We start from the raw sequence: 13056 nt of genomic DNA, 5'->3' as shown, positions 1-13056 counted from the left end.
CTCTCACTCCAGCGGATACAGGCGTGCGGGATCGCCGGCCCGGAGGCTGTCCGCGCCGGCGTCCGGCGTGCTGGCCGCGATCGAGCCGAGCAGCGCCAACGACCGTGCCGACTCCGTGCCGGGCTCGGCGTGGTAGATCACCAGGAGCTGCCCCTCGGCGCCGGCGACCGCGAGCTTGTCGCAGTACAGGTCGAGATCACCCACCTCGGGGTGGTGCAGCCGACTCACCACACCCTCGCGCCGCCGCACCTCGTGCCGGGCCCACAGCTGGCGGAAACAGTCGCTCTTGAGCGACAACTCACCCACCAGCGCCGTCAGTCGCGGGTCGTCGGCGTCCCCGGCCGAGTCGGCGCGCATCTGCCCCACCACGCTCTGCATCGCCTGCCGCCAGTCCCGGAACAACTCCCGTTCCGCCGCGTCCAGGAACACCGCGCGGAGCCGGTTGGCACCCGGAGCGAGGTTCGGCGACAGCGCCCTCGCCATTCGATTCGACGCCAGAATGTCGAGATAGCGGTTCTGCACGAAGGCCGGCATCGGGAGCTCGCGCACCAGGTGCAGGACACTGGCCGGCACCCGCTCGACGGCCGGCCGGACCGCCCGGCGCGACCGCGGACGTGTCAACCCGATCATGTACGCGGTGGCCTCCGGGTCCAGTTGGAGTACCCCGGCGAGCGCGTCGAGGACCTGCACCGACGGATGCCGCTCACGGCCCTGCTCCAACCGCAGGTAGTAGTCGGCGCTGATGCCGGCCAGCATCGCCACCTCCTCCCGGCGCAGGCCAGGAACCCGGCGCAGGCCGACGCCCGGGCCGAGACCGACGTCCTCGGGCCGGACCTGTTCCCGCCGCGCACGCAGAAAGTCGCCGAGCTGGTTGGTGGCGTCCATGCCTCTGACGGTAGATCGCCCCACCGCCCGGTGACTGGCCGTGTCACTACCAGGAACGCCTCGCCCTGCCGGTCCGACGGATGTCGACGGACAGTTGTCGCAGGCCGATCTTCGGACCGCCGCATATCCACGACGACAACGGATAGAGGAACGACATGAGCGACAACCTTCCTGGCGGCTCCCTGACCCCCGCCGACGGCCTCACCCTGAGCCGGATGGGCTACGGGGCGATGCAGCTCGCCGGCCCCGGCGTCTTCGGCCCGCCGCGCGATCGTGCGCAGGCCCTCGCCGTGCTGCGCGAGGCCGTCGACCGGGGCGTCCGACACATCGACACCAGCGACTTCTACGGCCCGGTGGTGGTGAACGAGCTGATCCGCGAGGCCCTGCACCCGTACCCCGAGGATCTGCACCTGGTCACCAAGGTCGGCGCGCGCCGCGGCGCCGACCGTTCCTGGATCCCGGCGTTGCAGCCGGACGAGCTGAAGGCCCAGGTCCGGGACAACCTGCAACACCTCGGCCTGGACGTCCTCGACGTGGTCAACCTGCGGGTCGGTGTGGCGGAGGGCACCGGCGACGATCCCCTGTCCGAGCAGTTCGGCGCCCTCGCCGAGTTGCGGCAGGAGGGACTGATCCGGCACCTCGGGCTCAGCAACGTCACGCTCGCCCAGCTCACCGAGGCCCAGGCCATCGCCCCGGTGGTCACCGTGCAGAACCTCTACAACCTCGCGAACCGGCAGGACGACGCCCTGGTGGACAGGTGCGCGGCGGAGAACATCGCGTTCGCCGCGTTCTTCCCGCTCGGCGGATTCACGCCGTTGCAGTCCGACATCCTCAACGACGTGGCCACCCGGGTGGGCGCCTCGCCACAGCAGGTCGCCCTGGCCTGGCTGCTGCAGCGCTCCCCCACGACCGCCCTGATCCCGGGCACCTCGACGCTGGCACACCTGCGGGAGAACCTCGCCGCGGCCGACCTGACGCTGCCGGCCGACGCGATCGCGGAGTTGGACGCCATCGGCGGCTGACCGCAGCCCACCGGCACCGGGGCCGGGCCGTGCGCGGCTGACCGCCGCCCACCGGCACCGGGGCCGGGCTGTGCGCGGCTGACCGCCGCCCACCGGCACCGGGGCCGGGCCGTGCGCGGCTGTCACCCCGTGCCGGCGCGGGCCGCGGATCCCGGTGCCGTCGCCGGCTCGGCCCTGGTCCCGCTGCTGGCGGGCCCGGGCCTTGGGGCCGGCGCCGGGGGCGGCCCTAGTGCTGGTGCGGGCGGTTGCGGATGAGGGTGAGCGCGAGCACGGCGGTGACCAGGAAGACGATGCCGCTGATCCGCAGGCCGGCCTGGACTCCGGAGGTCATGGCCTCGGCGAGCGCCGCCCGGACCGGATCGGGCAGCGGCTGATCGCCGGTCGCGCCGGCGGCCACCGCCGCCTGCACGGCGGTACGGGTGGGCTCGCCGACCTGGTGTGCGGCGAGACGGTCGGGCAGGTCGGCCAGCATCGTGGTGGTGAGCAGCGTGCCCAGCAGGGACGTTCCCAGCACCGAGCCGACCTGACGGGAGGCGTTGACCGCGCCGGCGGCCATGCCGGCCTGGGCGGGCGCCACGCTGGCCAACGCCGCGGCAGTCGCCGGGGCCACCACCAGCCCGCTGGCGGCGCCGAACAACGCGAACAACGCCCAGCGGTGCCCGAACGTCGTGGTCGGCCCCTGCGCCGCCAGCCCGAAGCTGGCCACCGCGCCGAGCACCAGGCCGACGCTGAGTGGCGCCTTGAACCCGGTGCGTCGGATGGTCCGGCCGGCGGCGAAGGCCACAAGCACATACGCACCGAAGAGCACAAGCATCCGCCAGCCGGTGTCCAGCGGGCTGAGCGCCTGGGCGCGCTCATGGAAGAGGACGAGCAGGATCGCCACGCCGGTGAAGCCGAACAGCGACACCGCGGCGACGACCATGACGGCGCTGAACGACGCCGAGCGGAACAGCCGTACGTCCAGCATCGGGTTGTTGCTCCGCAGCTCGACCAGGACGAACGTGACAAGCGCGACGGCCGAGACGACCCAGGCGGTCCCCACCACAGGGCTGGCATAGCCGTCGCGTCCGCCCTGAATCATGGCGTAGACGGCTGCGGCGATGGCGACGGTGCCGAGCAGCAGACCGGGCAGGTCGAGTCGTCCGGCGCTGGGCCGCGATTCGACCACCCCGATCGCGGCGACGACGAGGGTGACCACGCCCAGCACGATCACCGACAGGTAGACGCTGTGCCACGAATGGTGACGCAGCAGCATGCCGGCGATGAGTGGGCCGATCGCCAGGCCGATACCGGAGGCTGCCGACCAGGCGGTGATGACCTCGGTACGGCGGTGCGGGTCGGTGAACGTGGCACCGAGGATCGCCAGGCTGTTCGGCAGGATCAGGGCGCCGCCGAGGCCCGCGACCAGCTGACCGACGATCACCCAGGCCACAGTGGGTGCGCTGGCCACCACAGCGCCGCCGACGATCATCGCGACGACGCCGGCTCCGAACATGCGCCTGCGCCCGTAACGGTTTCCCAGGGTCGAGGCGGACAGCACCAGGCTCGCGACGACCAGGGTGTAGGCGCTGGGGATCCAGATCACGGTGGTCGGATCGACCCGAAGGTCGGCCTGGATGGTGGTCAGGGCGGAGACCGTCGCGGTGATCTGCAGGAAGGTGATCATCGCGCCGAGACACATGGCGATCAGAGTCACCGGCCGGGAGCCGCGAACGGACGTACGGGTGGTGACGGCCGGCCCGGTCGGGGTTGCGTTGGCTGGCCCGGTCGGGGTTGCGTTGGCTGGTCCGGTCGGGGTTGCGTTGGCTGGTCCGGTCGGGGTTGCGTTGGCTGGTCCGGTCGGGGCCGTGCTGTTGGTGGTCACAAGGCGTCCTCGGGTTGGAGTCTGCTGGCTTGCCTTTGCGAAAGTCAGCAGCGTCCCAGTGAATCACCTGGCTAGCCTCGGAGCAAGTCAGGTAGGCTGGTTGGCATGGAGGACCTACGGGACGACCGCGACTCCTGGTCGATGGAGAACTGCTCCGTCGCACGGGCGATGGACATCGTGGGCAGCCGTTCGACGATCCTGATCCTGCGCGAGGCGCTGCTCGGCACGCGCCGGTTCGACGACTTCGTCCAGCGGGTCGGGGTCGGCGAGCCCGCCATGGCGGCCCGCCTCAAGGACATGGTCGCCGCCGGCCTGCTCGAACGAATTCCCTACCGGGAGCCGGGACAGCGCACCCGCCACGAGTACCAACTCACCCGCAAGGGCCACGAACTGCTGCCGGTCATCACCGCACTGCGCAACTGGGGCGACACCTGGAGCGCCGACGAAGCCGGCCCCGGCATCCTCGCCACCCACCACGACTGTGGCGAACCGGTCCGTGCCGTACTCCGCTGCGCGGCCGGACACGACATCGAGAGCGGCGACATCGACATCACCGCCGGGCCAGGTCTGATCCGCCGCGACTGACACCCGGGTACCAGCCAACCGCCGACGGTGCGCCGCGCCCCGGCGGTCCGGATGATCCGGCAGCACCCGGCGGGCCGACGGCTCCCGACGGTCCAACGGCTCCTGACGGCCCTCAACGGCTCTCGACGGTCCGACGGCTGCAGGCGGCCAGGGCGCCGCTGCCGGGCCGGGCGCCGCTGCCGGGCCGGGCGCCGCTGCCGGGCCGGGCGCCGCGAGCAGACCGACAGCTCCGGAAGCCGGGCGCTGCCTGCGAGCCGGGCACCGCGCCGACAACTCCGGGCGCCGGGCGCTGCGGGCGGGCCAGGCGCTGCGAGCAGGCCGACAGATCCGGGCGGGCCGGGCACCGCGAGCAGGCCGGCCAGCGCTGAAGATCGATCGATCTTGGCGACTGGAAGTGTCGTACACCTGTTCTATTCTCGGGTCATGGTGGAGGAGTTGACGCAGGCGGAAGGTGCGGTCACAGCGTGCGCCGACACCGCCGCCTGGGCTCTCCCCGAGGACGAGCTCGTCGCCGCGCTCGACGCGGCTCACCGCCTGGAGCAACGCCTCGCCGCCGTCAAACTCTCGCTCATTCGCGAGCTGGACGGCCGAGGCATACCCACCGCGCAGGGCGCGTCCTCCACGGCGGTGTGGCTCCGTGAACGACTGCGCCTGACCGTTCCCACCGCCCGTCGCCTCGTCGACCTCGCCGCCGCGCTCGACACCGGCAACCCGGGAGTACGGCAGGCGCTGGCCGATGCCGACATCACGCTCGATCAGGCCCGGGTCATCACCGACACCGTCGACACCGTGCGGAGCACCGCCGGCGCGGCGGTCGCCGACAAGGCGGTGGGCGTACTCGTGGAATGGGCCGGGCAGTTCGACCCGACGCTGCTCCGCAAGCTGAGCCTGCGAATCCTCGACCATGTCGCACCGGAGGTCGCCGACGCCGCCGCGAAGACCGCGTTGGAGGCCGAGGCACGCCGAGCCGCCCGCGACCGCCACGTCACTCTGTCCACTCTCACCGACGGCCGCCTCCGACTCACAGGCATCCTCGACACCGAAACCGCCGGCCTGCTGCGCGCCGCCATCGACCCCCTGACCGCGCCGTCAGGTCCCGATGACCACCGTTCCCCCGGGCAACGCCGACACGATGCCTTCGCCGACCTCTGCCGGCTCACCCTGCGCACCGGCGAGCTGCCCGAACACGGCGGTGAGGTCGCCCAGCTCGTCGTCACCACCAGCTTCGACGGCCTCGTGGGACAGCTCGACGCGGGCACACTGGACACCGGCCTCGGGCTGACCCCGGCAACGGTCCGCCGGCTCGCCTGCGACGCCGCCGTCCTGCCCGCCGTCCTCGGCGGCGCCGGCCAGGTCCTCGACGTCGGCCGCCAACGTCGGCTCATCACCGGGGCACTCCGCCGGGCACTCGTTCTCCGCGACCGTGGCTGCGCCTTCCCCGGCTGCGACCGCCCACCACGCTGGTGCGACGCCCACCACATCCACCACTGGGCCGACGGCGGCGACACCAGCCTTGCGAACGCCGTCCTGCTCTGCGGCCATCACCACCGGCACATCCACCACAGCGATTGGACGGTGCGACTGGCCGGCGACGGCCGCCCCGAGTTCACCCCACCCGCCTGGCTCGACCCCGACCAACTCCCCCGCCGCAACCAATACCACCGCCGCACATAGCCCCGGTGCCCCGCCACCTTCCTGCTGCTCACGGCATTCCCGGTGCACACTGCCGAGGAATTCGCAAAGGCGCGACCGGACCACCGAGCGCAGCCGCGGGACCCATCAAGCGCAAACCCGGGACCCAGCGAGCGCATGCACCGAACCCCACCGAGCGCAGACCCGGGACCCACTGGGCCCTGACCGCAGACCACGTACCGGATGGACGTCTTGGGACCGACGTCGGAGCTGCCCGAGCGTGCGGCGGGGACGTGCCGGTCAGCAGACCCGCTGGGCCAGCACCTGCCCCGGCCAGGCTCCCGCTTGGAAGGTTTCGGTGGCCGTGAACCCGTGGCGCTCGTAGAAGGCCACCAACTCGCCACCGCCGCCCGCCCAGCAGTCGACCCGCAGCAACCGCACGCCGGCTCGCCGGGTCTCTTCCACGGCGTGTGCCAGCAGGGCCGACCCGAGGTGCCGACCGGCGAATCGTCGGTCGGAGACCAGCAGGCGGACGTACCGCTCGGGTTCTTCCGCAGGTGCGATCGGTGCCTGTGGAGCAGGCCCGGAGTCCAACACCAGGACGGCGGCGGGCGTGCCGTCCAGCTCCGCGATGTACGGAAGGTTCTCGGTCAGGTAGCGATCGACCATCTCGACCCCGCCGGGCTTCTCCGAGAACGGTGTCGTGCCCCACTGCTCGGTGTTGCCGCGAGCGTTCATCCAGAGCACCGCGGAGTCGAGCATGTTCAGGACGGCGGGTGCATCAGCCGGACCACCGCGTCTGATCCGTACGCCACGAATGGTGTCGTCCATGGCGAAACTCTAATCGTGGCCGTGGCCGTGGCCGTGGCCGTGGCCGAGGCCGGGACGACTTGGGGCCGATTGCGGGTGGCGGGCCGCCGGTCGGCCGCCCGCCACCCGCGGATCAGAGGACGATCTGGTGTACGCGGTCGTCCGCGCCACGCACGGCCAGCCAGGCGCTGCCGTTGGTGCCCGCGGCGGCCCCCGGAGCGCCCCGGAACGCGTCGGTGGCGAACTCGCCGCGACGGAACCAGCCGCCCCATGCCCCGTCGGTCAGGTTGCGCTGCCACAGCCGGTTGTCGGCGGCCAGCGCGAACAGGTAGACCCGCCCGGCGGTGGCGAGCAGCGTCGGGCTGCCGCTTGTGGTGCCGCCCAGATTGGTCCAGGCCGACCAGGTGGCGCCGGTCCGGCTGCGCCACCACACCTCGTCGGTGCGGCTGCGCACGGCCACGTGCAGCACACCGGCGTCGTCGACGACAGCGCTCGGCCGGCCGTAGATCGGTCGGTCGTCGGGAGCGCCGATGCCGCTCCAGCCGCCGGTCGGGGTACGCGACCAGAGCTTGCCGTCGGCACCTCGGACGACGAGCGTCCACTGCGTCGGGCTGGTCCACGCCACCGTCGGCCCGTCGGTAAGCGTGCCGCCGAGGCTCTGCCACGGCCCCCACGTACCGGCGACGTAACTGCGCTGCCAGGCGGCGTTGTCGGTGCCGCGGACGAACACGTCGATCCGCCCGTTCGCCGAGGCGTACGCGGCCGGCTGGCCGAGGATCCGACCGCCGACCGGGCCGCCGAGCGAGGTCCACCCGGTCCCCCACGTCGTACCGGATCGGGTGTTGACCGCCAGCGCGCCCTGCGCGTCGCGGACGAAGGCCGTGGCGTGCATGTCGTCCATCCGGACCAGCGCGGGGCTGGCGCTGGCGGTGCCGCCGAGACTGGCGCCGGCGACCTGGTCGGTGCCGGTGAGGCCGAGCATGGCCACGCCGTGCGCCGGGACCTCGACGGTGTACGAGCCGGTGAACGGCTGCACACCGGGCGTGCCCGGCTGGGCGTCCACGTCGGCGCGGGCCCACAGGTCACGAACGCGGACCGATCCGCCGAGCGCTACGTCGGCGAAGGTCACCGTGATCTGCTGGGCGGAGTCGTGCCTGTTGAGCAGCGCGACCGCCCGCTTGCCGGGCCCGGTGAGCACCTTGCTCCACACCTGCGCGTCGGTGCCGGTGTCGGCGACCTTGACGCCCTGTCGGACCAGCGGGTCCTGGTCCACCGCGACGATCTCCGGGTTGGTCAGCGCCGAGATCATCTCATTCGGCAGGCCGCGCGGGTCGGAGCCGATCACCAGCGGGGCGGCCATGATGGCCCACATGCCGAGCTGCGTCTTGGACTCCTCCAGGCTCAGCTCGTACCCGCCGTCGGGCAGCGGTCGCATCGGCAGCAGGTAGTCCGGGTCGTTGTAGTGCCCTGGCCCGGTGGCCGCCGGGTGGTAGGCGTTGACGTCCATGTTGCGCAGCACCCACGGGTACGCCCACTGCGGGCTCGGGTCGGTGAGGCCCACGTCGGTGTACGTTCGCCACGAGTCGGCGATGGTCGGCGCGTACGTGTAGCTCCACGTGGAGAGCTGCTCCGGGGTGTACGGGCCGCCACCCCAGTCCGAGCTGACCGGGTTGCAGATGTTGAGCAGCATCGGCCGAGGCGACTGGCGTACCGCCTGCGCCAGCTCGCGGAACGTGGCCTCCGGGTCGAGACCGGCGGCACGCCCGCACAGCCAGTCGGCCTTGAGGGCGTCGAAGCCCCAGCCGGCGAACTGCGCGATGTCGGCCTGGTAGTGGCCGTTGCTGCCGAGCCCACACTGCCCCGGCAGGTACGGGCCGGCGTCGGTGTAGATGCCGGCCTTCATCCCCATGCTGTGGATGTACGCGGCCAGCGCGGCCATCCCGCCCGGGAAGCGGGCCGGGTCGGCGACGAGCTGACCGGCCTCGTTGCGCGGGGTGGGCGCGGCCCAGTTGCCGTCGATCCAGACGTACGTGTAGCCGGCGTCGCGCAGGCCACTGCGGACCATGTGGTCGGTGACCGACCTGACTTCGGCCTCGGTGGGGTCGCCACCGAGGCCGAAGTAGGTGTTCCAGCCCTGGTAGGGCGTCGGGGCGAGCCCACTGTCGAAGAACGTGGGCGCGCCCTGGTCCTCGGCTCCGGCGCTGGCCGGCGTGTGGCCGGGGCGACCGGGACCGTGACCAGCCTGGGGTGGGCCGGCCTGCGGCGAACCGGCCTGGGGTGGGCCGGCCTGCGGGCCATCGTGGGGCGCGCCGGCCATGGCCGGCGCGGGGCTGGCCAGGCCCAGGCCGAGTACGGCCAGGGCAGCGGTCAGCGGTCGGTTCAGGCGCATGGAGGTACTCCTGTCCCTCGGGGGTGGGGGTGGTGGTGCTCCGGCCTCAGTCGCGGGTCAGCACGATGAGGTCGGCGTCGTGGGTCGCGCTCCACTGCACGGGCAGGCCGACGCCGCCGAGGTGGCTGCCGGAGTAGTGCCGCTCGCCGTCGGAGTAGCGGGCCGCCGGGTCGAGGCCGCGCAGTGGCAGCCGGACCGGGCGTGACGGAAGCAGGCCCGCGCCGTCGAGCCGGCCGGTGTGCCAGGCCAGCACGACCACCCGACGCTGGTCCGGAGCGGTGTACTGCACCGCGCAGCGGGCCTGGTCGGGGCCGCCGATCAGGTGCACCTCGCCGCGCGTGACGATCTCGCGGATCTCCTTGTAACGGGCGATCCAGCCGGCCGCCTCGGCCCGCTCGGCGGGAGTCCACGCCCGGATGTCCGCGCCGATGCCGAGCACGCCGGCCATCGCCAGCACGAAGCGGAACCCCAGCGTTCGCGGGCGGGGATCGAACAGGCCGGGCGCGTCGGTGACCCAGGAGCTGAGCAGGTGCGGGGCGTTGGCGTGCAGGAAGCCGTACTGGATGGCCAGCCGGTCCAGCGGGCCCGTGTTGTCGCTGGGCCAGAAGACGTCGGCGCGGGCGGCCATCGCCAGGTCGGTCCGTCCGCCGCCGCCGGCACACGCCTCGATCAGCACGTCGGGGTGGTCCCGGCGCAGCCGCTCGAAGATCCGGTGCAGGTTGGCGACGTGCGCGCCGTCCAGGTCGAGCGGGCCGACCCCGCCGGGGCGACCCGGCTCGGTACGCGGCCTGTTGAAGTCCCACTTCAGGTAGTCGATGTCGTACCGGCGCAGCAGCCCGTCCACCGTGGAGTGGACGAATTCGGCGACCTCGGGTCGGCCCAGGTCGAGCAGGTACTGGTTGCGGACCGGGGTGAGCGGTCGGCCGTCCACGGCGTACACCCAGTCCGGGTGTTCGGCGTACAGGGTCGACTTCGGGTTGACGCACTCCGGCTCCACCCAGAGCCCGAAGTTCAGCCCGAGCGCGCGGACCTCGGCGATGAACGTGTCGAACCCGGCGGGGAACTTGGCCGGGTCGGGCGTCCAGTCGCCCAGGCCGGCCGTGTCGTCGTTCCGGCCGACGAACCAGCCGTCGTCCACCACGAACGTCTCCACGCCCAGCTCGGCGGCGATCCGGGCGAGCGCCAACTGACTCTGCGCCTCGACGGCGAAGTAGGTGGCCTCCCACGAGTTGTAGAGCACCGGGCGGTCGGTGAGCCGGTCTCCGGCCAGCAGTCGCTGGTGGGTGTGCCAGACCCGGGCCAGACCGTCCAGGCCGTCCGGGCTGTACGCGCCGGTGACCACCGGCAGGCTCAGCCGCTCGCCAGCGGCCAGTTCCAGCGGACCGTCGACCAGTTGACGGCCGGCCCGTACCCGGGTCAGGCCGCCGGTGTCCCGCTCGGCGCGGATCTCCCACGAGCCGGTCCAGGCCAGCGCGATGCCCCAGGCCGGGCCGGCCGGCCCGGCGGTGTCGCGGACGGCCAGCCAGGGCACGTGCAGGTGCCCGGGTACGCCCTGGGAGCTGCCGATGCCGAACGTGCCGTGTCCCAGCTCGACGTGGGAGAGCTGGAACTCCTGCGACCACTGCCCCCACTGGTGGCTGAGCAGCGCGCCGTGCGGCGTCGGTACGCAGAACCCGCCCGAGCCGGCGCGGACCACCCGCAGCTCGTCGGTGCCGTCGTTGCTCAGCTCGACCCAGCGCTGCACCACATCGGTGCCCTCGGGCACGCGGTAGTGCACGGTGGCGCGCAGCCGGGTCACCGGGTCGACGAAGTCGACGGCCAGCTCCCGCTGGTAGGCGTCGATCCGCGCGTCGGTGTGCACGAAGCCGACCCGGCGCTTCCCGTCCACGGTCTCGATCACCAGGTCGGCGCCCGTGAACGGGCGGTCGGCGTCGGTGGCGTACTCGATGGGGGCAGCGTCCCCGGCGGTGAGGAACGGCACCGGGCCGTCGTAGGCGACAGGTGACGGCCCGTCGGAGACGCCGTGCGGCCCCCACGCGACCAGCTCCAGCCAGCGCCCGTGCGCGGGCACGGTGACTGTGTACTCGGTGTGCGCGCCGCGCAGCGTCCAGCGCTGCCCGGTAGCGGCGGTCACTTGACCGCTCCGAGCGCCAGACCGGAGACGAAGTGCCGCTGGAAGCGTAGGAACACCGCGACTGTGGGAACGGCCGCGATGACCGTGCCTGCGGCGATGACGTTCCAGGACGAGACGAACTGCCCCTGCAGGCCGAGCAGCGCCGGGGTGACAGGCATGTTGTCGTCGGTCCGCAGCACGGTGATCGCCCACAGCAGGTCGTTGAAGATCCACGTGAAGGAGAGCGCGCCGAGGGCGGCCAGCGCGGGACGGGTCAGCGGCAGCATCACCCTCGTGAAGATCTGGGCCGTGCCGGCGCCGTCGATGGTGGCCGCCTCCTGGATCTCGCCCGGCAGGTCCCGCATGAACCCGTGCAGGACGAACGTGTAGAAGCCGAGCCCGAAGCCGACCTGCACCGCGATCAGCGCCCAGAGCGTGTCGTACAGGCCGGTCAGCTCGCTGAACTTCGCCACCGGGATGAGCAGGATCTGCGGTGGCAGCAGGTTGCCGGCGAGCATCAACAGCAGGATCGTCCGCCGCCCGGGGATCCGGAACCGACTCAGCGCGAACGCCGCCATCGCCGCGAGCCCGAGGCTCAGCACCACCGACGGGACGGTCACCACCATGCTGTTGATCAGCGCCCGCAGCTCGCCGCCGTCGGTCCACGCCTGCCGGTACGTGTCCAGGGTGAACGACCGGGGCAGGCTGCCCACCCCGTGCGCGGCGATGTCGTCGAACGACCGGGTCGACATCACCACGACCCAGAGCACCGGACCCAGCCAGAGCAGCGACAGCAGGATCATGCCGGTGTGGAAGGCCCCGGTACGGAGCTTGTTCATCACGCTTCCTCCCGGAACGCGCGGACCAGGTAGCCGAGGATGACCGCCAGCGCGAGCACGAAGATCACGACGGCGATGGCGGAGGCATAGCCCAGCCGCAGGCTCTGGAACGCGGTCGAGTACATGTAGGTGCTCAGGAGCTCCGACGAGTGGTACGGGCCGCCCTTGGTGAGCGACCAGACGATGTCGAAGGAGCGCAGCGAGTCGATCACGATGACCGAGAGCACCACCGCGTTGACCCCCTTGAGCTGGGGAATGGTCACGTGCCGCAGCCGCTGCCAGGAGTTGGCGCCGTCCATTCGGGCGGCCTCGTGCAGCGCCGGGTCGATGGCCTTCAGGCCGGCCAGGAACAGCACCATGACGTACCCGATCTGCCGCCACAGGGCAGGCAGGATCACCGCGTACAGGGCGGTCTGCGGGTCGGCGAGCCAGGGCCGGATCAGGCTCTCCAGCCCGACGGCGCGCAGGATCGTGTCGGCGATGCCGTCGGGTTGGTAGAACACCCGCCAGACCAGCGCGGTCACCACCAGCGAGAACACGACCGGGGTGAACAGCGCGGCCCGGTAGAAGCCGACGCCGCGTCGCTCCTTCTGCAACACCAGCGCCATGCCGAAGCCACCCAGCACGGACAGACCGCCGAAGAGCACCAGCCAGATGACCGTGTTGATCAGCGCGCCGCGGAAGGTGGCGTCGCCGGCCAGCTCGACGTAGTTGTCGGTGCCGACGAAGGCCGGCGGCGACATCCCGTCCCAGCGGGTGAGCGAGAACCAGAAGCCCTGGAGCGCCGGCCAGAACACCCAGATGCTCTCGACCGCGAACGGCACCAGGACGAACGCCACCAGCAGCGGCGACAGTCGGGCCGACCGTCGCCGCCGTCGGGTGGGGGTGACCGAAGTCGTGGAGATCGTTGCTGTCAC

At 72.2% G+C, this 13056-nt stretch carries 10 protein-coding genes; 3 read left to right on the top strand and 7 right to left on the bottom strand.

What is annotated here, in order from left to right; genetic code table 11:
- Window positions 1-3: 3 nt before the first annotated feature.
- A complete protein-coding gene (locus AB0K10_RS18600) occupies window positions 4-885 on the bottom strand; it encodes a helix-turn-helix transcriptional regulator (RefSeq protein ID WP_363684943.1) in 882 nt (293 codons plus the stop codon).
- A 155-nt stretch (window positions 886-1040) separates the two neighbouring features.
- Here AB0K10_RS18600 and AB0K10_RS18595 point away from each other — a divergent pair, with 155 nt between their 5' ends.
- Window positions 1041-1907, top strand: coding sequence for an oxidoreductase (locus AB0K10_RS18595; protein ID WP_363684941.1), 867 nt, complete (start codon window positions 1041-1043; stop codon window positions 1905-1907).
- A gap of 226 nt (window positions 1908-2133) precedes the next feature.
- Here the strand turns inward: AB0K10_RS18595 and AB0K10_RS18590 are convergent, their stop codons facing one another.
- Window positions 2134-3603 carry an MFS transporter gene (locus AB0K10_RS18590; RefSeq protein ID WP_363684939.1) on the bottom strand — a complete coding sequence of 490 codons (1470 nt, stop codon included), beginning with the start codon at window positions 3601-3603 and terminating at the stop codon, window positions 2134-2136.
- 273 nt (window positions 3604-3876) lie between these two features.
- Between AB0K10_RS18590 and AB0K10_RS18585 the strand changes: the two genes are divergently transcribed.
- Together AB0K10_RS18585 and AB0K10_RS18580 are read left to right on the top strand one after the other, a co-directional pair.
- The gene (locus AB0K10_RS18585; protein WP_363684937.1) at window positions 3877-4356 is read left to right on the top strand and encodes a helix-turn-helix domain-containing protein; all 480 of its coding nucleotides are present in this window, start codon (window positions 3877-3879) and stop codon (window positions 4354-4356) included.
- 423 nt (window positions 4357-4779) lie between these two features.
- Window positions 4780-6030: a DUF222 domain-containing protein gene (locus tag AB0K10_RS18580; protein WP_363684935.1), complete on the top strand. Its 1251-nt coding sequence runs from the start codon at window positions 4780-4782 to the stop codon at window positions 6028-6030.
- 258 nt (window positions 6031-6288) lie between these two features.
- Here the strand turns inward: AB0K10_RS18580 and AB0K10_RS18575 are convergent, their stop codons facing one another.
- From AB0K10_RS18575 to AB0K10_RS18555, 5 genes are all read right to left on the bottom strand, one after another.
- Entirely contained in the window at window positions 6289-6819 is a 531-nt protein-coding gene (locus AB0K10_RS18575) for a GNAT family N-acetyltransferase (RefSeq protein WP_363684933.1), read from the bottom strand.
- Between the two features lie 112 nt (window positions 6820-6931).
- Window positions 6932-9187, bottom strand: coding sequence for a glycoside hydrolase family 27 protein (locus tag AB0K10_RS18570; RefSeq protein WP_363684931.1), 2256 nt, complete (start codon window positions 9185-9187; stop codon window positions 6932-6934).
- A gap of 46 nt (window positions 9188-9233) precedes the next feature.
- Window positions 9234-11321, bottom strand: coding sequence for an alpha-galactosidase (locus AB0K10_RS18565; RefSeq protein ID WP_363684929.1), 2088 nt, complete (start codon window positions 11319-11321; stop codon window positions 9234-9236).
- Window positions 11318-12139 (bottom strand): carbohydrate ABC transporter permease, encoded by an 822-nt coding sequence (locus AB0K10_RS18560; RefSeq protein WP_007455012.1) that lies wholly within the window; start codon window positions 12137-12139, stop codon window positions 11318-11320. The genes AB0K10_RS18565 and AB0K10_RS18560 overlap by 4 nt, the downstream gene beginning before the upstream one ends.
- Window positions 12139-13056 (bottom strand): sugar ABC transporter permease, encoded by a 918-nt coding sequence (locus AB0K10_RS18555; protein WP_363684927.1) that lies wholly within the window; start codon window positions 13054-13056, stop codon window positions 12139-12141. Before AB0K10_RS18555 ends, AB0K10_RS18560 begins: the two co-directional genes overlap by 1 nt.

Origin of the sequence: Micromonospora sp. NPDC049274, from assembly GCF_040678875.1 — a bacterium.
GTDB lineage: Bacteria > Actinomycetota > Actinomycetes > Mycobacteriales > Micromonosporaceae > Micromonospora.
The sequence above is the reverse complement of the archived record's forward strand: the minus strand, read 5'-3'. Positions and strand labels throughout refer to the sequence as shown.

Excerpts from the sequence above, each read along its gene's own strand:
- AB0K10_RS18600 (WP_363684943.1), bottom strand. The coding sequence starts at position 885 with ATGGACGCCACCAACCAGCTCGGCGACTTTCTGCGTGCGCGGCGGGAA.
- AB0K10_RS18560 (WP_007455012.1), bottom strand. The coding sequence starts at position 12,139 with ATGAACAAGCTCCGTACCGGGGCCTTCCACACCGGCATGATCCTGCTG.
- AB0K10_RS18595 (WP_363684941.1), top strand. The coding sequence starts at position 1,041 with ATGAGCGACAACCTTCCTGGCGGCTCCCTGACCCCCGCCGACGGCCTC.
- AB0K10_RS18585 (WP_363684937.1), top strand. The coding sequence starts at position 3,877 with ATGGAGGACCTACGGGACGACCGCGACTCCTGGTCGATGGAGAACTGC.
- AB0K10_RS18575 (WP_363684933.1), bottom strand. The coding sequence starts at position 6,819 with ATGGACGACACCATTCGTGGCGTACGGATCAGACGCGGTGGTCCGGCT.
- AB0K10_RS18570 (WP_363684931.1), bottom strand. The coding sequence starts at position 9,187 with ATGCGCCTGAACCGACCGCTGACCGCTGCCCTGGCCGTACTCGGCCTG.
- AB0K10_RS18580 (WP_363684935.1), top strand. The coding sequence starts at position 4,780 with ATGGTGGAGGAGTTGACGCAGGCGGAAGGTGCGGTCACAGCGTGCGCC.